At 33.4% G+C, this 19,479-nt stretch carries 19 protein-coding genes and 2 pseudogenes; 13 read left to right on the forward strand and 8 right to left on the reverse strand.

Annotated elements, in window-relative coordinates; genetic code table 11:
- The first annotated feature begins 65 nt into the window (after nt 1–65).
- From pheS to IEV63_RS01130, 4 genes are all read left to right on the forward strand, one after another.
- A complete protein-coding gene (gene pheS / locus IEV63_RS01115) occupies nt 66–1,088 on the forward strand; it encodes a phenylalanine--tRNA ligase subunit alpha (RefSeq protein WP_188404935.1) in 1,023 nt (340 codons plus the stop codon).
- Nucleotides 1,089–1,097: 9 nt separating this feature from the next.
- A complete protein-coding gene (locus IEV63_RS01120; RefSeq protein WP_188404907.1) occupies nt 1,098–1,493 on the forward strand; it encodes a hypothetical protein in 396 nt (131 codons plus the stop codon).
- 69 nt (nt 1,494–1,562) lie between these two features.
- On the forward strand, nt 1,563–2,033 hold the full coding sequence (locus tag IEV63_RS01125; protein ID WP_188404908.1) for a C40 family peptidase: 471 nt from the start codon (nt 1,563–1,565) through the stop codon (nt 2,031–2,033).
- Nucleotides 2,034–2,098: 65 nt separating this feature from the next.
- Nucleotides 2,099–4,147, forward strand: coding sequence for a ComEC/Rec2 family competence protein (locus IEV63_RS01130; RefSeq protein WP_188404909.1), 2,049 nt, complete (start codon nt 2,099–2,101; stop codon nt 4,145–4,147).
- Nucleotides 4,148–4,217: 70 nt separating this feature from the next.
- Here the strand turns inward: IEV63_RS01130 and IEV63_RS01135 are convergent, their stop codons facing one another.
- Together IEV63_RS01135 and IEV63_RS01140 are read right to left on the reverse strand one after the other, a co-directional pair.
- Complete coding sequence (locus IEV63_RS01135) at nt 4,218–5,561, reverse strand: TlpA family protein disulfide reductase (RefSeq protein WP_188404910.1); 1,344 nt, start codon at nt 5,559–5,561, stop codon at nt 4,218–4,220.
- Nucleotides 5,558–6,010: a nucleoside deaminase gene (locus IEV63_RS01140; RefSeq protein WP_188404911.1), complete on the reverse strand. Its 453-nt coding sequence runs from the start codon at nt 6,008–6,010 to the stop codon at nt 5,558–5,560. Before IEV63_RS01140 ends, IEV63_RS01135 begins: the two co-directional genes overlap by 4 nt.
- A 38-nt stretch (nt 6,011–6,048) precedes the next feature.
- On the opposite strand from IEV63_RS01140, the gene IEV63_RS01145 reads away from it, so the two are divergent.
- Nucleotides 6,049–7,827, forward strand: coding sequence for a 1-deoxy-D-xylulose-5-phosphate synthase (locus tag IEV63_RS01145; RefSeq protein ID WP_188404912.1), 1,779 nt, complete (start codon nt 6,049–6,051; stop codon nt 7,825–7,827).
- 123 nt (nt 7,828–7,950) lie between these two features.
- Here IEV63_RS01145 and IEV63_RS01150 read toward each other — a convergent pair whose 3' ends face one another.
- From IEV63_RS01150 to IEV63_RS01165, 5 genes are all read right to left on the reverse strand, one after another.
- Nucleotides 7,951–8,871, reverse strand: a complete 921-nt coding sequence (locus IEV63_RS01150; RefSeq protein ID WP_188404913.1) for a T9SS type A sorting domain-containing protein — start codon at nt 8,869–8,871, stop codon at nt 7,951–7,953.
- Between the two features lie 11 nt (nt 8,872–8,882).
- A complete protein-coding gene (locus tag IEV63_RS13055) occupies nt 8,883–9,014 on the reverse strand; it encodes a hypothetical protein (RefSeq protein ID WP_262890047.1) in 132 nt (43 codons plus the stop codon).
- 488 nt (nt 9,015–9,502) lie between these two features.
- On the reverse strand, nt 9,503–9,994 hold the full coding sequence (locus tag IEV63_RS01155; RefSeq protein WP_188404914.1) for a regulatory protein RecX: 492 nt from the start codon (nt 9,992–9,994) through the stop codon (nt 9,503–9,505).
- Nucleotides 9,995–10,068: 74 nt separating this feature from the next.
- A complete protein-coding gene (locus IEV63_RS01160; protein ID WP_188404915.1) occupies nt 10,069–11,610 on the reverse strand; it encodes an Rne/Rng family ribonuclease in 1,542 nt (513 codons plus the stop codon).
- A gap of 262 nt (nt 11,611–11,872) precedes the next feature.
- Nucleotides 11,873–12,163, reverse strand: a complete 291-nt coding sequence (locus IEV63_RS01165; protein WP_188404916.1) for an HU family DNA-binding protein — start codon at nt 12,161–12,163, stop codon at nt 11,873–11,875.
- Between the two features lie 131 nt (nt 12,164–12,294).
- Here IEV63_RS01165 and mutY point away from each other — a divergent pair, with 131 nt between their 5' ends.
- The 8 genes and pseudogenes from mutY (at nt 12,295) to IEV63_RS12975 (ending at nt 18,264) form a co-directional block, all read left to right on the forward strand.
- Nucleotides 12,295–13,350, forward strand: a complete 1,056-nt coding sequence (gene mutY, locus IEV63_RS01170; RefSeq protein ID WP_188404917.1) for an A/G-specific adenine glycosylase — start codon at nt 12,295–12,297, stop codon at nt 13,348–13,350.
- A gap of 40 nt (nt 13,351–13,390) precedes the next feature.
- Nucleotides 13,391–13,864 carry a single-stranded DNA-binding protein gene (locus IEV63_RS01175; protein ID WP_188404918.1) on the forward strand — a complete coding sequence of 158 codons (474 nt, stop codon included), beginning with the start codon at nt 13,391–13,393 and terminating at the stop codon, nt 13,862–13,864.
- Between the two features lie 15 nt (nt 13,865–13,879).
- Complete coding sequence (gene gldE / locus IEV63_RS01180) at nt 13,880–15,199, forward strand: gliding motility-associated protein GldE (RefSeq protein WP_188404919.1); 1,320 nt, start codon at nt 13,880–13,882, stop codon at nt 15,197–15,199.
- A complete protein-coding gene (gldD, locus tag IEV63_RS01185; protein ID WP_188404920.1) occupies nt 15,199–15,771 on the forward strand; it encodes a gliding motility lipoprotein GldD in 573 nt (190 codons plus the stop codon). The genes gldE and gldD overlap by 1 nt, the downstream gene beginning before the upstream one ends.
- 71 nt (nt 15,772–15,842) lie before the next feature.
- Nucleotides 15,843–16,736, forward strand: a complete 894-nt coding sequence (locus tag IEV63_RS01190) for a DMT family transporter (protein WP_188404921.1) — start codon at nt 15,843–15,845, stop codon at nt 16,734–16,736.
- A gap of 56 nt (nt 16,737–16,792) precedes the next feature.
- Nucleotides 16,793–17,242: a 6-carboxytetrahydropterin synthase QueD gene (gene queD, locus IEV63_RS01195; protein ID WP_188404922.1), complete on the forward strand. Its 450-nt coding sequence runs from the start codon at nt 16,793–16,795 to the stop codon at nt 17,240–17,242.
- Nucleotides 17,243–17,613: 371 nt separating this feature from the next.
- Nucleotides 17,614–17,851, forward strand: a pseudogene (locus IEV63_RS01200) (DUF6364 family protein).
- Nucleotides 17,848–18,264, forward strand: a pseudogene (locus IEV63_RS12975) (type II toxin-antitoxin system VapC family toxin). The pseudogenes IEV63_RS01200 and IEV63_RS12975 overlap by 4 nt, the downstream one beginning before the upstream one ends.
- 88 nt (nt 18,265–18,352) lie before the next feature.
- On the opposite strand, the gene IEV63_RS01205 reads toward IEV63_RS12975, so the two are convergent.
- Nucleotides 18,353–19,479: aspartate kinase (locus IEV63_RS01205; protein WP_188404923.1), on the reverse strand; the 1,127-nt coding region annotated here is incomplete at its 5' end.

Genomic DNA, 19,479 nt, shown 5'->3' on the forward strand with positions numbered 1-19,479 from the left:
TTTAATCGAACATTTAATAAAGCATGCGGCTAAATTTTTATAAATTTGCAGCCCATTTAGAAGTTATGATAGACCAGATAAAAAACTACATTAAAGAAGCTGAAGCATTCACTTCAGAAAAGTTAGATGAAGTAGAAGCTTTCCGCATAAAATTTCTTGGTAAAAAAGGAATTTTAAACGAGTTTTTTGCAGAATTTAAAAATGTACCTAATGAGCAAAAAAAAGAATTTGGTCAAAGCATCAATCAATTAAAACAAACGGCTCAAGCTAAAGTTGATGAGCTGAAACTTAAAATTGAAAGCCAAAAAGATGAAGCTGGTATTTATGGCGATTTAACGCGTTCTGCTCAGCCTTCTGAAATTGGCGCACGACACCCCATTTCGATTGTAAAAAATCAAATTATCGAAATTTTTGCTAACATCGGATTCAATGTTTCAGAAGGACCAGAAATTGAAGACGATTGGCACAATTTTACAGCTTTAAATTTACCTGAATACCATCCGGCCCGCGATATGCAGGACACCTTTTTTATACAAACCAATCCTGAAGATATTTTACTAAGAACACATACTTCTAGTGTGCAAGTTCGGTACATGGAAAACAACCAACCGCCGATTCGAACCATTTCTCCTGGCCGTGTATTTAGAAACGAAGATATTTCTGCACGTTCACATTGTATCTTTCATCAAGTGGAAGGTTTATACATCGATAAAAATGTTTCGTTTGCAGACTTGAAGCAAACTTTGTTGTATTTCACCAAACAACTTTTTGGGAAGTCTAAAATTCGTTTACGACCATCCTATTTTCCATTTACTGAACCAAGTGCAGAAGTAGATATTTACTGGGGTTTAGAAACCGAAACTGATTACCGCATTACCAAAGGAACAGGTTGGTTAGAAATTATGGGTTGCGGAATGGTAGACCCCAATGTGTTGAAAAATTGCAATATCGATCCAAATACTTATTCTGGTTTTGCATTTGGAATGGGTATCGAACGCATTGCCATGCTGCTTTACCAAATTGGTGATATTAGAATGTTTTACGAAAATGATTTGCGATTTTTGAAACAGTTTAAATCGGTAGTTTAAGTTTTTTAAATGAAAAAAGACCTTACTATTCCAAAAGTAAAAGATGTGTTTGTTGCAGCAGTTTATGCTTATAATCCATCTTTTGAAGCCAACGAGTGGAATGTATACCTCATCAATAATCAACATGAAGCTATTGAAACGGTCTTGGTCGTTTCCAAAGGAAAAAGCAAAACTAAATCAACTTCCGTTTTGCGGAAAAAATTAGATGTACTTCCAGCAAAATCTTTTGCCAAACTAGAATTTATTCAAGATGAAGTTTTGGCTTTAGAAAACCAATTTCTAGTGAGTTTTTTTCAAGGCAATCAATTGTTTGATAAAATTTTCGTGTTTCAACCCAAACAGATTCAAGTGAAAAACTTAACCGAAATTCCTTTGCTAAGTGACAAAGGGGTTTTGGCAAGTTAATTTTTTTCTTTTCAAGGCTTCATTTAAAATTTATACAAAAAACATACATTTGAAGCTTAATATAAATCTATGCGTTTCAATACTTTTTCTGCTCTCTTATTTTTAGTCAGCTTTTCTTTTTTACTAACTTCTTGTGGTGGTGCCAAAAAACTCCGCCAGCAACAAAGTGCCAGTGTTGTGGCCAACGCAAAAACTTTTTTAGGAACTCCTTATGCTTGGGGCGGAACTACGAAAAGTGGAATAGACTGCTCTGGATTAGTATTAAATGCTTTTCCTAATCAATATAGCTTGCCCAGAACCGCCAAAGCCATGGCTAAAGAAGGAAAAAGAACCAAACTAAAAAAACTAATACCTGGCGATTTGGTTTTTTTTAAAACAGGTCGGGGACGCAAAATCACGCATGTTGGCATTGTAGTAAGTAACAACAAGGATTATCCGGAATTTATTCACAGCTCGACAAGCAGAGGTGTTATTATTTCTTCTTTGGGTGAAGCTTATTGGCGAAAAAATTTCAGAAAAGCAAGGAGGATTATTCATTAGCCCATTCAGAAAAATTTGATGGTTTCCTAAAAAAACACTATTTTTAGTTTCACAACCATCTACAAATGAAACTTTTAAACTTTTTAGTCATTCGACTAAGTTTATTTTTCTTACTCGGAATTTACTTAGGCTTGCAGTTTTCCATTCCTACAGAAACGCTTCTTTTTTATATTGGAATTGGTATTGTAGTACTTGTTGTTTTTCATTTAGCTTACCTTAAAAGCTTCAACATAAACTACGGATTTTCAATCTTTGTGCCTATTGTTTTTGTATGTATTGGAATGCTTTCCAGTGCAATTCAGCAAGCTAAAAACCAAAAAAACCATATTGCTCATCAGGTAAAAAAAGATACCGTTCATTGGGTTTTAGTTGAAGTTAATGAAGTTTTAAAATCCAACAATTATAATTTCAAGTATTTAGTTGATGCTCATTCAATTGATGATGCAAAAACCCACGGAAAATTACTTGTACAAATTGCAAAAGAAGATGAAGATGAAGCATTTTCAGTTGGCGATCAGTTAATTTTTGCAACCGAACTTTCTGCTTTTAAAGATCCTAAAAACCCACAAGCTTTCAATTACAAAACCTATATGAATAATCAATTGGTTTTTTATCAAGCCAAGCCTAAAGTATACATCCATCAAACTAATGAAGACGGGACAAGCTTATTGTCTAAAGCAGATAATTTTCGGAATCAAATTCAATTTAAATTAGACCAAGCAGGATTCAACAAGCAGCAATTAGGTTTAATACAAGCTTTACTTTTAGGACAAAAAAAGCAAATTGACCCTGAAACTTATGCTAACTTTTCAAAAGCGGGAGTAGTTCATATTTTGGCAGTTTCGGGTTTGCATGTAGGAATTGTCTTGCTCTTATTACAATGGGTTTTTAAACCTATAGATTACCTTAAAAATGGACGGATTTTCAAAACTATAATCATCGTAATTTTACTTTGGGGGTTTGCGCTGATTGCTGGATTTTCTCCTTCTGTAACGCGCGCTGTAAGCATGTTTAGCTTGTTTGCCATCGCCTTAAATATGAAACGTAAAACCAACACCATTAATTTACTGTGTTTATCCTTATTTCCCATTTTAATCGTAAAACCACATTTTATTTTAGAAGTGGGTTTTCAACTGAGTTATGCAGCTGTATTTTCTATTGTTATGCTGCAACCGAAACTATATGCATTGTATCGACCCAAATTTTACATCGATAAGCTATTTTGGTCTGTTTTTACGGTAACCAAAAGCGCACAATTGGGTGTTTTGCCATTCTCTTTGTTTTATTTTCATCAATTTCCAGGATTATTCATGCTGGCTAATTTGGTAATTATTCCATTTTTAGGAATTTTATTAGGCGGTGGCATTTTGGTAATCATTTTAGCTTTCCTGGATTTCTTACCTGAATTTTTAGTTCGCTCCTATTCTTTTTTATTAGATGTGCTTCAAAATTTCGTGAACTTTATCGCTTTACAAGAAGAGTTTGTTTTTCAAGATATCTTTTTCAATTTCACTATGTTTTTGTGTCTTCTTTTTATGATTTGGAGCTTATTATTTTACGTTAGAAGCAAGCATTACAATTACATTATTGGTTTTTTTATAGGTGCAATTGGCATGACTTGGTCTTATACTTTAGCAATTGAAGAACAACAAAATTCGGCTGAACTTATTATCTTTAACGAATACCGAAAAACGGCATTGGGCATAAAAAAAGCAAGGCAGTTTAGCTTATATTTTTCGGACAGTTTGCAAAACCCAAAAGAATTATACAGCATAAAAAACTACTTACCACTGTACAATATTGAACGTTTTGAAGTAAAAAATCCCAAGCCGTTTTATCATTTCAACCAACATGAAACTTTATTAGTTATTGATAGTACAGCCATTTATCCACGAAAAGTGAAAAATGCCTATGTGTATTTAAGTCAATCGCCAAAACTGAATTTAGAACGTTTAATCAACGAAATCAAGCCCAAAGAAATCATTGCCGATGCCAGTAATTATCCTTCGTTTGTTAAGCAATGGCGAGCAACTTGCAAAGAATTAAATATTCCGTTTCATTCTACATATCGAGATGGCGCTTGGCGTAGAAAAATCGAAAGAAAAGGATTGTAAAATTTATGCTCATGTAACATAACCACAGAGACACAAAGTGCACAAAGAACATAATTAATAAAAATTCAACTTAATTTGAATCTTCCAACACCTTCTCCACTTCCTTTAAGTGATGCGTTCTTTTGATGATTTGTTGGTCTTCATTTACCAAAATATAAGTTGGAAAACTCATTACTTTAAATTGAAGTGCAGGTTTTTCAGAATCCTTAGCTTCTGCAGTAGCAAATAAAGTGTTCCAATCCATTTGCTGTCTGGCAATCATGCGTTCTACCGCACCTTGATTGGCGTCTACCACAACTCCCACTACAGCTAATTCATCGTGTTCTTGTTGTAATCTTTTCAATCGATTAACATCTTCCAAGCTTGACAAACTCCAGGTAGTCCAAAAATAAAAAAGTTGCTGTTTTCCTTGGTATGTTTTAGTTGAATACGGCTTACCATCTATGTAATCAATATGTATTTGTGGTAAATAAAAACCTTCAGTTACTCCGGTTGGCTTTTCATTAAAGCCTAAGTTTTGAAGCATAAATTGTTCACCTTCATAAACGAGCTTAAAATCATATTGATTTAAATGAAGCGTATCGTTCAATTTAAAACGAAGTAAATTAACTTCTTGACCAACTTCAACAGAATCCTTTTTTTCAAAAACCAAAAATTGAAGTTTTTTAGGATTGGTTTCTAATTGAGTAAAATTCGATTTAGCTTCTAACACATAGGTTTTATCTTCTATTGTAAATTCTTGTGTTTTTAAATGTGGAATGCTCAAGCCTAAAAAATATTTTTCAGCGGTAGTACTGATGCCTATATTTTCGTTGTATGGGTCTAACAACAAAACAAACTGTTCATTTTTACGGGTACCAAACTGAACTTTGGTTTTCGGTAAAAATTGAACCTTATTTTCTTCGTAAAAGGCTTCATCTTGTTCATCTATAAACTGAATAGGGTATTCAAATTCTTGGATTTTTTCATTTTGAAAATCAAGGTTTAAATCTGTATCTACTACAAGAGCTCGATTTCCATTTTTAAGCTCACCTATAACAATATGAACTTTAGATGGAATATAAGCATCTGAAACTTGGGTGGTATCGATTTTATAAATCTGTTGAAGCAAAGAAAACTCTTCTTCAGAAATGTTGTCATTTATAAAATCTTGGTAATAGGCTTGTGCTACATTAAAAATGAAAAGCTTTATCTCATAATCGTTAAACTCACTTGGAATATTTTTGAATTGTATGCTATCGGGAGAAATGCTATTAACAGGTTCACGTTGCGGATAAAAATGGCCATAAGAGATTTTACTTTCTAGGTTCAGTTTAATGTTTTTTAATGCTTTCTCTTGTTCTGATGTTGTTTCTTTACAAGCCCAAAAACTGACTATACTACATAAAAAAACGACTTTTAATATGTTTCTCATTTTTGTTGTTTTCTTTTTTGCTTAAAAAAATCTTTTAATAATTGGCTACATTCCTCTTGCATAATTCCAAAAGCTACTTGAGTTTTAGGATGCAGATTAGCACCAAAAGCTCGGTATCCGCGTTCGTGGTCTTCTGCTGCAAAAACTACTTTACTTATTTGGCTCCAATACAAAGCGCCGGCACACATTTGGCAAGGTTCTAAACTTACATAAAGCGTACAGCATTTTAAATATTTTCCGCCTAAAAAATTAGCTGCCGAAGTAATAGCTTGCATTTCGGCATGTGCCGTAACATCGTTTAAACGCTCAGTAAGGTTATGGCTTCGTGCAATAATTTGATTTTTACTTACAATTATAGCACCAACTGGAACTTCTCCTAGTTCAAAAGCAATTTGGGCTTGCTCTAAGGCTTTGCGCATAAAATAAGTATCGTCGAATTCTGCTATCATGCGCTAAAAATACAAATTCATGCTTTACCTTTGTAAGAATGAAGAATGGAATTTTGTCGCAAATCAATTCGCCTGCAGCTATAAAAAAATGTAGCAAAAACGAGCTATTAGCTTTAACTAAAGAGTTACGCGAATTTATTATAGATGTAGTCTCTACCAAAGAAGGCCATTTGGGAGCGAGTTTAGGTGTCGTTGAGCTTACGGTTGCTTTACACCATGTATTTAATACACCTAAGGATCAATTAATTTGGGATGTGGGACATCAAGCCTACGGACATAAAATTTTGACAGGCAGAAGAGCTAATTTTCACACCAACCGTAAACTCAACGGAATTTCAGGTTTTCCAAAACGCGGAGAAAGTGAGTATGATGCATTTGGCGTTGGGCATAGCTCTACTTCTATTTCGGCAGCTTTAGGAATGGCTATTGCTGCCCAACTCGATGGTGATTTTGAACGCCAACATATCGCAGTCATCGGCGATGCGTCTATAGCGGCAGGAATGGCTTTTGAAGGTTTAAATCACGCTGGAGTTACCGATGCTAACTTACTCGTTATTTTAAACGATAATGCCATTGGCATCGACCCCAGTGTTGGCGCGCTAAAAAACTACCTTACCAAAGCAAAAGTGGGTTTTAAACCTAAACAGAACAACATTATTGAAGCTTTAAATTTCAATTACAAAGGCCCAATCGATGGTCATGATTTACCTGCTTTAATTGAAGCTTTAAACGAGTTAAAACAACAAAAAGGACCACGATTTTTACACGTTATCACCAAAAAAGGAAAAGGTTTACAAAAAGCGGAAGAAGACCAAGTTACTTACCATGCGCCGGGTAAATTTGACAAGACAACGGGCGAAATTATCTCGAAAACAGACGAAAATTTACCGCCTAAATTTCAAGATGTATTTGGGTTGACCTTGGTAGAATTGGCTGAACAAAATCTAAAAATAATTGGTATTACACCGGCCATGCCCACAGGAAGTTCATTAAAATACATGATGCAAAAATTCCCCAATCGAGCCTTTGATGTAGGTATTGCCGAGCAACATGCAGTGACGTTTGCAGCAGGTTTAGCCACCCAAAACTATATAGTTTTTTGTGCAATTTATAGTACGTTTTTACAACGTGCCATGGACCAAGTTATTCATGATGTGGCTTTGCAAAATTTACCGGTCATTTTTTGCATCGATCGAGCGGGATTGGTGGGTAACGACGGCGCAACCCATCATGGTGTTTTTGACATTGCTCTATTGAAAAGCATTCCTAATATTATGATTGCTGCACCTTCTAATGAAATTGAATTGCGGAATTTATTGTTCACAGTTTCAAAAGGAGTTAACCAACCCATTGCCATTCGCTATCCGCGTGGACGAGGAAACATCATCGATTGGCAACAAGATTTTAAAGCTATTCCGCTTGGAAAATTTCAACAGTTAAAAAAAGGAACCCAAATTGCAGTAGTTAGCTTAGGAACACTTAGCGTTGAAGTGGAAAAAGCTATTGAAATGCTTGATGAAAAAGACAAACCAAAGATTGCACATTTTGATGTTCGCTTTGTGAAGCCTTTTCAAAATGAATTTTTTGTGATGCTTTTTTCTAAATTCAGTTGTATGATTACTTTAGAAGATGGAAGTATAAAGGGCGGTTTTGGTGAAGATGTAAGTGCTTTTGCTCAACAGAAAAACTATCCTGGAAAAGTGATTAATTTAGGCATTCCCGATGAATTTATCGAACACGGGAGTCCAGAAGAATTGTATGATTTGGTGGGTTTATCTGCTGCTAAAATTGCGAATGTGTTAGAAGAAAATTTGTAGATAAAATGAAACTCAGCAAGGATTCAAAGCCATTGCAGAGTTGGTTAAAACTTCAGAATTTAAACCTTCAAGGTCTTCGAGACCTTGAAGGTTTTTATGCTAGATTAAAATAGCAATTGATGCTTACTTCTTCACAAACTTCTTAACTAACTCACCTTCACTTGTACTCACTTTTATAAAATATATCCCATTAGTAAGCTGACTTACATCTATGCCATTTAGATAAGCAGAATTGAGTTGCATAACACGTTTTCCTTGCAAATCAAAAATTCCGATAGCAGTAATATCTATTTGACTAGTTTCTATATGTAGCAAATTACTCGTTGGGTTGGGGTAAATCATGATTTTTTTCAGTTCTTCTCCTTCAATACCCAAATTATCTTCACCGAGCAAACAATCTTCCTCATTTTCGCATGTGTAATAGCATTGATGAAATTCGATAGTATTTGTGAATTCATTCAGAATATCAAATAATTTTATATTAGACTCTATATCAATAACTAAATGCAAATGAATAAAAGAAGAAAATTCAAATGGTTTAATCACTGATATTATTTCTTGATTCAGCATTGATATCATATCATCTGAAATATTATCATTGATGGATAAAAGGTTTATTAAGTCGTCTTTATCAAAACCATCTTCAGGATAATCACTTATCACAGCGGAATAAGTAAATGGCCCTTCATCCCCTTCACATTCTGTTATAAAACAATGGTAACTACCTACTGAATTGGTAATCTCTGTTATGATTGAAAGAATACTTTCTGTCGATGTTATACTTACATAATGGTTATGTTCCCATGGTGGAACTGTTTTTTTAACTGATGTGATGAGCGTATTAAGTGTTTCTTCATCTTCTACTGAAATATTATCATTGCTAACCACATAATTTATAAAATCATCTTTGTCAAAATCAGGAGATACATTATCAATGTTTAAACTTACAGCATAGCTATAAGTATCATCAACTTGCATACAGTCATTTTGAGCGAATGTTAGACTAACTACTGAAATAAAAATGATTACAAATATTTTTTTCATGATTTCTAGTTTTATTGTATTACTAAATGTTTTGCATCGATGATGTTACCGTCTATCGCCAAATTAACTATATAAGCGCCTGTGGTAAAGTAATGAAGATGAACACTAAGCAGGTTAGTTAGGATGTGGACTTGTGGTTTCATACATGCTAACTTTGGTAATTTGAATGGGATTTATTAAATTTTTACTAAAAGTAAAGAAATAAATTTTAATTTTTAGATTGTTTATAAGAATTTAAAAGTCAAAGCGAAAAATGACTAGCAACTTAAAGCATTGTATTATAATTCCCAAGTTCGCCTTGCGCAAAAAATATGTGCATCATCACGATGGAAGATGAAGTCTAATTGGTGGTTTTGGTGAAGATGTAAGTGCGTTTACACAACAGCAATCTAATAGCGAAAAAATGATTTACCTCGGCATTTCTTATGCATTTATCGAACACGGAAGCCCAGATGAATTGTATGAGTTGGTGGGTTTGTCTGCTGCTAAGATTACTAAGATGATAAAAGAAAATTTGTGAATGAAATGAAACGCTCCAAAGGTTCTGAGCCCTTGCTGTGTTGGGTAAAATCATTAATAGGAATCAAACCTGCAAGGTCTCAGAGACCTTGCAGGTTTTTCACGAAATAACCTAAAACTGAATCAACCCATTTACGATATCGTATACCAACTCCGATTCATAACCTTTGTAGAGTAAATGTTGTACAACTTTTTGTTTGGTTTTGGCATCTTTTGTGTTGCTGAGCAACTTCCACTTCTTGACTGCCAAATTTTCTAAAGTGTCTAAGTAATCTTCTTGTTTAATTTCCTGCATTCCAATTTTTATGAGGTGATCAGGAATGTTTTTTTGCTGCAAATGCATTTTAATTTTCTGTTTTCCCCAGTTTTTAAAGTTGAATTTTCCGCGTACAAAACTTCTTGTAAAACGCTCTTCATTTAAAAATCCATCTTGCATTAATTGAATAATAATTTGCTCTTGTGCTTCGGGAATCATATTCATTTTGTGGAGCTTCTCTTCTACTTCTTTATGGCATCGATCCTGATAAGCACAATACTTCATCAAGGTAATTAAAGCCTCTTTTACCGTATAGGTTTTAGTGTTTATATGTTCATTAAAATTCATTTATCTAAGTTACAGAAAATTTCACTTTTAAGCATAAAAAAACCCTATTTCGAATAAACGAAACAGGGTTTTTTTTAAACTTTTATCTCATTTCCAGAAGCATCGTGGAAATGATATTCTAGATACGTATATGCATCTCTCGATTGAATTTTTACCCACTTTTTATGGTCGAAAAACCATTTACTACGGGGTGACGGAAATCCGCGCGTTAAATAAGCTGCGATAAATGGATGCGTAGTAAGCGTAATTTTTTTGTGGTTTTTTTTAATGATTTTTAGTAAATCAACATTAATTTTATTTACCACTACAATTGGCGCTTCAATTTCTCCATTTTCGTTAGGATTTTTCTCTCTTGTTTTGATATCAATCTCGGGGCGAACACGTTGTCGTGTAATTTGTACCAAGCCAAATTTACTGGGTGGTAAAATTTTGTGTTTAGCCCGATCATCACTCATTTCATCACGTAGATAATCGTATAATTTTTTTCGGTTTTCAGATTTATGCATATCGATAAAATCGACTACAATAATACCTCCCATGTCGCGAAGGCGCAATTGTCTTGCAATTTCATTGGCACTAATCATATTTACCTCGAGTGCAGTATCTTCTTGGTTTTTTGCTTTATTGCTTCTATTACCGCTGTTTACATCAATTACGTGCATCGCTTCCGTATGCTCGATAACCAAGTAAGCTCCTTTTTTCATGGTAACTGTTTTACCAAAAGAAGTCTTGATTTGACGTTCTATATTAAATTTTTCAAAGATGGGTACATTTGCCTTGTATGGTTTTACAATGGATTCTCTATCGGGAGAGATATCTTTAACGTATTCTTTAATTTGGTCGTGTACATCTTCTTCATCTACACAAATAGAAGTAAACGTGTCGTTAAAAATATCGCGTAAAATAGACGATGCTTTATTAAGCTCACCTAATACTTTAGAAGGCGGTTTTGCTTTTGGAATTTTTTTGCAGAGTTTTTCCCAGCGATTTAATAAATTTTGTAAATCACGGTCAATTTCGGCAACTTTTCTTCCTTCGGCTACGGTTCTAATAATAACGCTGAATCCTTTGGGTTTTATGCTTTTTACTAAGCGTTTTAGTCTGCTTTTTTCTTCTTTGCTTTCAATTTTTTGAGAAACTGAAATACGGTCTGAAAAGGGGACTAAAACAATATATCTACCTGCTAAGGAAAGTTCAGAGCTAAGTCTTGGACCTTTGGTAGAAATAGGTTCTTTTACTACTTGAACCAATATGGATTGGTTGGAGTGAAGAACATCGGCAATGCTTCCATTTTTTTCAATGTCTTCTTCAAAAGTTTGATTTTTAAGTGAAAAATCTTTGATTTTATTGGCTCCAACGCCTTTAATATATTTCAGCATGGTTTTTACTTGTGGTCCTAAATCGTGGTAATGTAAAAAACCATCTTTTTCGTAACCAACGTCTACAAAAGCAGCATTTAAGCCTGGTAAGGCTTTTCTAATTTTAGCCAAAAATATATCGCCAACTGCAAATTTATTGTCTTCTGTTTCTCTATGAAGTTCAACAAGTCGTCCATCTTTTAATAAAGCAAAATCCACAGCATTGGAACTTGATCTAACTATTAATTCCTTTTTCATGCTAATAAGATTTTTATTCCGATTTATCGGAATGGATTAAACATTTTATCGACTAATTTTAAGTCGATACCGGTGAAATTCTTCTGTTAAGAATTTCGATGTCAAAGAACTTATGAAATACAAAAAGTAGTTGAAAACAACTACTTTTTCTTTTTGTGACGGTTTGCTCTGCTGCGTTTTTTTCGCTTGTGCGTTGCTACCTTATGTCTTTTTCTCTTTTTACCACTTGGCATACATTTAATTTTTTAGAGATTAATATTTGTTATTTTACCTCAACATTAGATTTTACTCCTTCTAAAAATACTTTAGCCGGCTTAAATGCAGGAATGTTGTGTGCTGGAATTTTAATAGTTGTGTTTTTAGAAATGTTTCTTCCTGTTTTAGCAGCTCTTGTTTTGACAATAAAACTACCAAAACCTCTTAAATATACATTGTTACCTTTTTCTAAAGAGCCTTTTACTTCTTCCATAAAATGCTCTAAGGTAGCCTGTACATCATTCTTTTCTAAACCTAATTTTTCTGATATATTAAGTACAAGATCAGCTTTTGTCATTATCTTTTATTTTAAGGGGTTTATTTTTATTTTGCGAGCGCAAATATACGTAATTATAATTCAATATTTCAACTCAATTTGCTAAATAGTAGATAAATAAGATTTATCATTGCACAAAAAAGCCCAATAAAATGTTTTTTTCTAAACAAATTACGCAATGGTACACCACTCATAAACGCGATTTACCTTGGAGAAACACAAAGGAAGCTTACCCAATTTGGTTAAGTGAAATAATGTTACAACAAACTAGAGTTGATCAAGGTCTACCTTACTTTTTAAAATTTTTAGAGCACTTCCCAAAGGTGGAAAATTTAGCTGAAGCTACTGAAGAAAAAGTACTTAAACTCTGGCAAGGTTTAGGATATTATTCTCGAGCTAGAAATTTACATGCAACGGCTAAGTATATTACCGAAAATTTAAATGGAGAGTTCCCCAATACTAAAGATAGCTTGCTTCAATTAAAAGGAGTTGGAGATTATACATCGAGTGCGATTGCTTCTTTTGCATTTAATGAAGCAACACCCGTGGTAGACGGAAATGTAAACCGCGTACTTTCGCGTTATTTTGGAATTGATTTACCAGTTAATGAAAGTGCAGGACAAAATTTAATTAAAGAAAAAGCAATTGAAGTTTTAGACAAGAAAAATCCTGCTCTACATAACCAAGCCATAATGGAATTTGGTGCTTTACAATGTAAACCCAAAAACCCATATTGCCATATTTGCCCGTTGCAATCTAAGTGTGTGGCATATCAGCAAGGTATGGTGGAGCGTTTACCTGTTAAAATAAAAAAGACCAAAGTACAAACTCGTTTTCTAAACTATTTTGTTTTAATAGACCCAAATCAAAACACCATAGTTCAGCAGCGAAAAGGCAAAGGAATTTGGGAAAATTTGTTTGAGTTTCCAGTGGCTGAATTTAGTAAAAAACCAAAGTTAATAGAAGTTGAAAAAGAAATGAGAAGTATTTTTCCAATCGAAATTTCTTCAACTGAAAAAGCAAATTTAAAACCTGTTATTCATTTACTTTCGCACAGAAAATTAATTGCCGATTTTTATATTTTAAAAATTCAAAGCCTTCAAAAAAACACTTTTCAAAAAAACCAAAAACTACTGAATTTAAGTGAATTAGAAACTGTTCCCGTTCCTGTTTTAATGGCTAATTTTATAAAAGAATACTTGCTTTAACAGCTAAAAACTTTTTCTTACTTTTACCTAAAATTATATTATGGCTGGTACACTAAATAAAGTAATGTTAATTGGGCACACAGGAGATGATGTTAAAATGCATTATTTTGATGAAAATGCTTGTATTGGTCGTTTCCCGCTGGCCACTAACGAAGACTATGTAAACAAATCTACTGGCGAACGCGTAAGTAATACCGAATGGCACAATATAGTTGTACGCAATAAAGCTGCCGAAATTTGCGAAAAGTACTTAAAAAAAGGAGATAAGGTTTATGTAGAAGGTAGAATTAAAACACGCAAATGGCAAGACGATAAAGGCATGGATCGGTATAGCACAGAAGTGCATTGTACTGAATTTACATTTTTAACGCCCAAAGACCAATCTGGCTCTGCTCCTGTAAACACAAATCAAACCGCCCCAAACCAACATGCTAATGCAAACCCTACAAGTTCTAAAACCACTTCAAATTCCATTCCTAGCAATGAAGATGAAGAAGATGATCTTCCTTTTTAATTAAACGTTTAAGTTTTGGAACCTGACCCCCAGTTTTTTGTTTTATTGCTAGCAATCGATTTTACACAGATATTTAGTATCTTATTATTTTTGCTTTTGCTAGCTTGTTCTGCCTTAATTTCTGGTTCTGAAGTGGCGCTCTTTTCATTAAAACCTAGCGATTTCAATACTTCTGGAGAGCTTTCAGAAAAAGAAAAGATTTTAGTTCATTTACTAGACAGACCTAAAAAATTATTAGCGACCATTTTAGTAGCTAACAACTTTATTAACATCGCTATTGTGCTTTTATATAGCTCATTAAGTAGCGTAATTCATGGTAATAATGATTATGAAATATTCGGCTTTAGTCTGGTTTTTTGGATTGATGTAATTGTAGTTACTTTCTTGATTTTGTTTTTTGGTGAAATTCTTCCTAAAGTATATGCTAACCGAAACAACGTAAAATTTGCCCAATTCATGGCGTTTCCCTTATCTTTTTTAGATAAATTAATTAGCCCGCTGAGTATCCCTATGCGAAACACAACTCGTTTTATTGAAAAGAATTTTGGTAAACAAAAAAGTAATTTAAGCATAGACCAACTGTCGCAAGCTTTAGAATTAACCAGAGAAGAAGATACATCTAACGAAGAAAAGAAAATTTTACAAGGTATCGTTTCCTTTGGTAACATCGACGCCAAACAAGCTATGCAACCGCGCTTAGATATTTTCGCTTTATCTATTGATGAAGATTTTGAAACGGTATTAAATAAAATTTCAGAGAATGGTTATTCACGAATTCCCGTTTATAAAGAAAGTATAGACGAAGTTCAAGGTTTACTGTATATAAAAGATTTATTGAAATACATTCATAAAAAGAACTTCGACTGGCAAAGCTTAATTCGAGAAGCTTATTTTGTTCCCGAAAACAAAAAGCTTGACGACTTATTGAATGAATTTAAAGAGAAAAAAATTCATTCGGCTATTGTAGTAGACGAATATGGTGGCACAAGCGGCTTAATAAGCTTAGAAGATATTATTGAAGAAATTGTTGGCGATATTAGCGATGAGTTTGATGATGACGACATTATTTTCTCTAAATTAGATACTTCTACTTATGTTTTTGAAGGAAAAACTACTTTAAAAGATTTTTATCATATTTTAAAATTTGAAGAAGAACAGGAAAAACTTTTTGAAGATTACAAAGGTGAAGCCGAAACTATTGCTGGATTTGTATTAGAAATTGCCAAAAGCTTTCCGAAGGTAAACCAAATACTCAATTTCGACAACTATACCTTCACTATTGAAGCACTTGACCAAAAGCGAATTAAACAAATAAAAGTAAAAGTAAATATATAATGCGGAGTAAATTTTTCATTTTTAGTATATGCTTAATCTGTATAAGTTTAGCTTGTAGTAAAACAGATCTTCAGCCCAAACCTAAAGCACAACTTGCGCTTAATTACGAAAAAGCAAATTATAAAGCTGTAGATTTAAAAAACTGCCCGTATCAATTTGAAATTAATGGGTTAGCTAGGTTACAAAAACCTAAAATAAGCCAAAACTGTTGGAACAATATTTTTTATCCGAAACAAAAAGGGACAATTTTTATTACTTACAACAAATTGCAAAATAACTTAAATGAATACCTAATCGATGCCCAAAAACTCCCTTTACAGCATAGTATAAAAGCAGACCATATTGAAGCCAGTGAATACAATAATCCAACTAAAAACACCTATGGCGTATTTTATGAAGTTATTGGCGATGCCGCATCGCAAGCACAATTTTATTTAACCGATAGCACTGAGCATTTTATAACTGGTTCTATTTATTTTGAAGCTACACCCAATTACGACTCCATCTTACCAGCTGCCGAATATTTAAAGAAAGACATTCGCCATATCATGGAAAGCATGACTTGGAAATAAGCCTTGTTAATTAAGTTTCAATAGGTGATTTCCTTAACAAATAAAGCTCCATTTTTGCAAAAAAATTAGCTTTGAAAAATCAACAATTAAAATGGTTTTATTTAGTAAGCTTGGCCTTGCTTTGGGGAAGTTCGTTTATATTAATTAAACGTGGCTTAATAGGTTTGTCGCCTTTACAACTTGGTTCTTTTAGGGTTGCACTTACGGCTGTTGTACTCATTGTTATTGGATTTAAAAAAGTAGGGCAAATTAAAAAAAAACAATGGAAATGGATTGGCATTTCGGGTTTTATCGGTTCGTTATTTCCTACCTACTTATTTGCTTATGCCGAAACTGAAATCGACTCGGCTGTTGCTGCTATTTTAAATTCTACAGTTCCTTTATTGGCTTTAATTGTGGGTTTGTTTTTATTTGGTACGGTTTTTATCAAAAAACAATTTATTGGTGTTGTGGTTGGCTTAATAGGCTCTATCGGGCTTATTTTAGCTGGAGCTTCTTTAAATCCAGACCAAAATTATTGGTTTGGAGTTTTGCCCGTAATTGCTTCATTAATGTATGCTTTTAATGCCAACATTATTAAATCGTTTTTAGGTGGAATTTCTGCACTTGGTATCGCTACGGGTTCATTTATTATATTGTTTTTTCCTTCGATGGCGGTTTTATACTTTACAGGTTTTTTTAATGAAGCCTTTTTAGCTCAAGAAGAAGTACAAACCTCCTTACTTTATGTGGGAGTATTAGCCATTTTAGGCACCGCATTAGCCAAAATTATTTTTAACCGACTCATTCAATTATCCGATCCTGTTTTTTCTACTTCAGTTACTTATTTAATTCCCGTTGTAGCTTTGTTCTGGGGTGTATTGGACGGTGAAGAATTTGATTTGCTTCAATTAGCCGCTGGTGGTATTATTTTAGTAGGCGTGTATCTTTCGAATAAGAAAAAACGGGTGAAGACCAATGCCTAGTTTTTTTGGTTTATAATTCTAACAATCTCTTATCTTTGCAACTTTAAAATTAAGCAATGTCAAAAATTAGAATTACCAAACAATTTACTTTTGAAACAGCGCATGCCTTATACAATTACGATGGTAAATGCAGAAACATTCACGGACACAGTTATAAGTTAGATGTAACCGTTATTGGCGAACCCATTAGCGATAGCAATAATGTAAAATGCGGAATGGTAATCGATTTTGGCGACTTAAAACAAATTGTAAAAAAAGAAGTGGTCGATGTTTGGGATCATGCCATCATTTTAAACAAAGAAACACCGCACATTAAACTTGCAGAACAACTGAAAGAAAGTGGGCACGACGTGGTTTTAGTAAACTACCAACCCACTAGCGAAAAAATGATTGAAGATTTTGCTGAGCGTATTTCAACTCAACTTCCTGAAGGAATGCAGCTTTTTTCGTTAAAACTTAGAGAAACCGAAACCGCTTTTGCCGAATGGTTTGCTAGTGATAATTGATTGTAGGAATACGTTTTATTTAGGTTAAGTAGCCGTACTGATTTTTTTACCACAAAGTACACCAAATACACAAAGATTAATATAGTAAAAATGAAGTTCATATCTTGACGCAAAGGTTACTTCAAACAATTTCACGTTGAAAAAATATCAAATTGAAATATTGTTATATGATCAAATTAAAACATTTTCAAATTAGCACATTTACAGATTAAATGCTTTCTCGAGTAGTTTGTTTCAATAAAATATCTTTGTCTTTTTTAATGCTATTGATGGGTTGCTTTTTAGTGTAAATAAGAGTGAAATAAAAGCAGAAATCAAGGGATAAAATTTTACGCAATAAATTTATATACTTGTACGTAAATTAATTTGTTATGGATAAAAAGCTCACATTAAGTTTGAATGGAAATATTATTGAGAATGCAAAACTTTATGCAAAATCTAATAATACCAGTCTCTCCAAATTAATAGAATCGCATTTAGGAACGCTAACTAAAAAAGAAAAATGAAATTACCCCTTTGGTGAAAAGTCTGAGCGGTGTTATTTCAATAGATGATGATTTGGATATAAAAGATGAGTATACACAATATTTAATGAAAAAATACAAATGAAAAAAATATTGATTGATACAAATATTGTAATTGATTTGCTTTCAAAAAGAAAATGATTTTATGATGATGCAGCGGCGTTATTTTCTCAAGCTGACAAAAAAGAACTAAACCTAAACATTTCTTCATTAACATTTGCAAATACGAATTACATACTCTCCAAATTAAAATCTGCTAAAGAAGCCAGAGCGATTTTAAGAAAATTTAAAGTACTCGTTGAAATACTGAGTTTAAATGATAAAATAACAGAGCTAGCGCTCAGCGACGAAAGTTTTCGCAATTTTGAAGACGGACTTCAATATTATTCTGCAATCGAAAATGAAATCGATTTAATTATTACAAGGAATAAAAAGGATTTTAAGAATGCTAAGCTACCCGTTTTAACTGCAAAAGAATATTTAGATTCTGTAAGCTAAAAAATGAAATTATCTAAACTCCATGGAATATCTATGCCTTAATCAGCATATTTCCAAATCACTACATTTTCAAATTATCAAATCAACCCTATTCCTTCACCACGAACTGAATGGTTTCTCGAGTGGTTTGCTTCAATAAAATATCTTTATCTTTTTCAATACGATGGATGGCTTCTTGGTCAAAATGACGAATGGTATACAAGGAAACACCTTTATTGTAAGTGACTTTAAATTTCGCTTTCAAAAATTCAATTAGCTTATCTATGTTTTTGAATTTGTTGTCTACACAAACCGAAAAACTAATGGCTGAATTCTGAATCAAGTCTACTTTGATTTGATATTTGTGGAATAAGGCAAAAATTTCGCTCATGTTTTCTTCTACAAAAAAGGAAAAATCTAAGGCAGAAAGCGAGAGCAATACCAAATTCTTTTTTACGATATAACACGGCACCAAAGGTTCGATTAAGTTGGCTTTTTGCACCGCTGTTCCTGCATTTTCAGGATGGTAAAATGACTTCACAAACAACGGAATTTCTTTTTGTTGAAGCGGCTGCAAGGTTTTGGGGTGTATTACCGAAGCTCCGTAAAAGGCTAACTCGATGGCTTCTTCGTAAGAAATTTTATTCAACAAAACGGTGTCTTTAAACACGTTGGGGTCGCCATTTAAAACGCCGGGTACGTCTTTCCAAATAGATACATTTTCAGCATCTAGACAATAGGCAAAAATAGCGGCGGTGTAGTCACTCCCTTCTCTACCTAAAGTCGTGGTAAAATTATTTTCGTCTGAACCGATAAAACCTTGGGTAATGAACAATTCGCCTGCATCAACATGGGCTTTAATTTTGGTTTGGGTACGCTGCCAGTTTACTTTTGCATCACGATACGTATCGTCTGTATCGATTAAATTTCTACAATCTAACCAGGTATTTTTGATGCCTACACTCTTTAAATATTGGCTTACCAAGGAAGTTGAAATCAATTCTCCAAAACTGACTACTTGGTCATACACATAATCGTAGTTTGGGGATTTATTTCTGTCGAGAAATATCTCTAACTCATCCATAAAATAGTTAAGCTTGGTATAAGCTGGATGAGCTTTGGTTTCAAAAAGATTGTTTAAAATACTATCATGATAATCCTTTAAGTCTGAAATAGCTTGGTGTAGCTTTTTATCTTTAGCAAAGTATAAATCAATAATACGCTCCAAAGCATTGG

It is taken from the genome of Psychroflexus salis, from assembly GCF_014640175.1.
Lineage (GTDB): Bacteria > Bacteroidota > Bacteroidia > Flavobacteriales > Flavobacteriaceae > Psychroflexus > Psychroflexus salis.

What these genes read in the sequence shown, in the direction of transcription:
- pheS (WP_188404935.1), top strand. Translation starts at nt 66, where the DNA reads ATGATAGACCAGATAAAAAACTACATTAAAGAAGCTGAAGCATTCACT.
- IEV63_RS01120 (WP_188404907.1), top strand. Translation starts at nt 1,098, where the DNA reads ATGAAAAAAGACCTTACTATTCCAAAAGTAAAAGATGTGTTTGTTGCA.
- IEV63_RS01125 (WP_188404908.1), top strand. Translation starts at nt 1,563, where the DNA reads ATGCGTTTCAATACTTTTTCTGCTCTCTTATTTTTAGTCAGCTTTTCT.
- IEV63_RS01130 (WP_188404909.1), top strand. Translation starts at nt 2,099, where the DNA reads ATGAAACTTTTAAACTTTTTAGTCATTCGACTAAGTTTATTTTTCTTA.
- IEV63_RS01135 (WP_188404910.1), bottom strand. Translation starts at nt 5,561, where the DNA reads ATGAGAAACATATTAAAAGTCGTTTTTTTATGTAGTATAGTCAGTTTT.
- IEV63_RS01140 (WP_188404911.1), bottom strand. Translation starts at nt 6,010, where the DNA reads ATGATAGCAGAATTCGACGATACTTATTTTATGCGCAAAGCCTTAGAG.
- IEV63_RS01145 (WP_188404912.1), top strand. Translation starts at nt 6,049, where the DNA reads ATGAAGAATGGAATTTTGTCGCAAATCAATTCGCCTGCAGCTATAAAA.
- IEV63_RS01150 (WP_188404913.1), bottom strand. Translation starts at nt 8,871, where the DNA reads ATGAAAAAAATATTTGTAATCATTTTTATTTCAGTAGTTAGTCTAACA.
- IEV63_RS13055 (WP_262890047.1), bottom strand. Translation starts at nt 9,014, where the DNA reads ATGAAACCACAAGTCCACATCCTAACTAACCTGCTTAGTGTTCATCTT.
- IEV63_RS01155 (WP_188404914.1), bottom strand. Translation starts at nt 9,994, where the DNA reads ATGAATTTTAATGAACATATAAACACTAAAACCTATACGGTAAAAGAG.
- IEV63_RS01160 (WP_188404915.1), bottom strand. Translation starts at nt 11,610, where the DNA reads ATGAAAAAGGAATTAATAGTTAGATCAAGTTCCAATGCTGTGGATTTT.
- IEV63_RS01165 (WP_188404916.1), bottom strand. Translation starts at nt 12,163, where the DNA reads ATGACAAAAGCTGATCTTGTACTTAATATATCAGAAAAATTAGGTTTA.
- mutY (WP_188404917.1), top strand. Translation starts at nt 12,295, where the DNA reads ATGTTTTTTTCTAAACAAATTACGCAATGGTACACCACTCATAAACGC.
- IEV63_RS01175 (WP_188404918.1), top strand. Translation starts at nt 13,391, where the DNA reads ATGGCTGGTACACTAAATAAAGTAATGTTAATTGGGCACACAGGAGAT.
- gldD (WP_188404920.1), top strand. Translation starts at nt 15,199, where the DNA reads ATGCGGAGTAAATTTTTCATTTTTAGTATATGCTTAATCTGTATAAGT.
- queD (WP_188404922.1), top strand. Translation starts at nt 16,793, where the DNA reads ATGTCAAAAATTAGAATTACCAAACAATTTACTTTTGAAACAGCGCAT.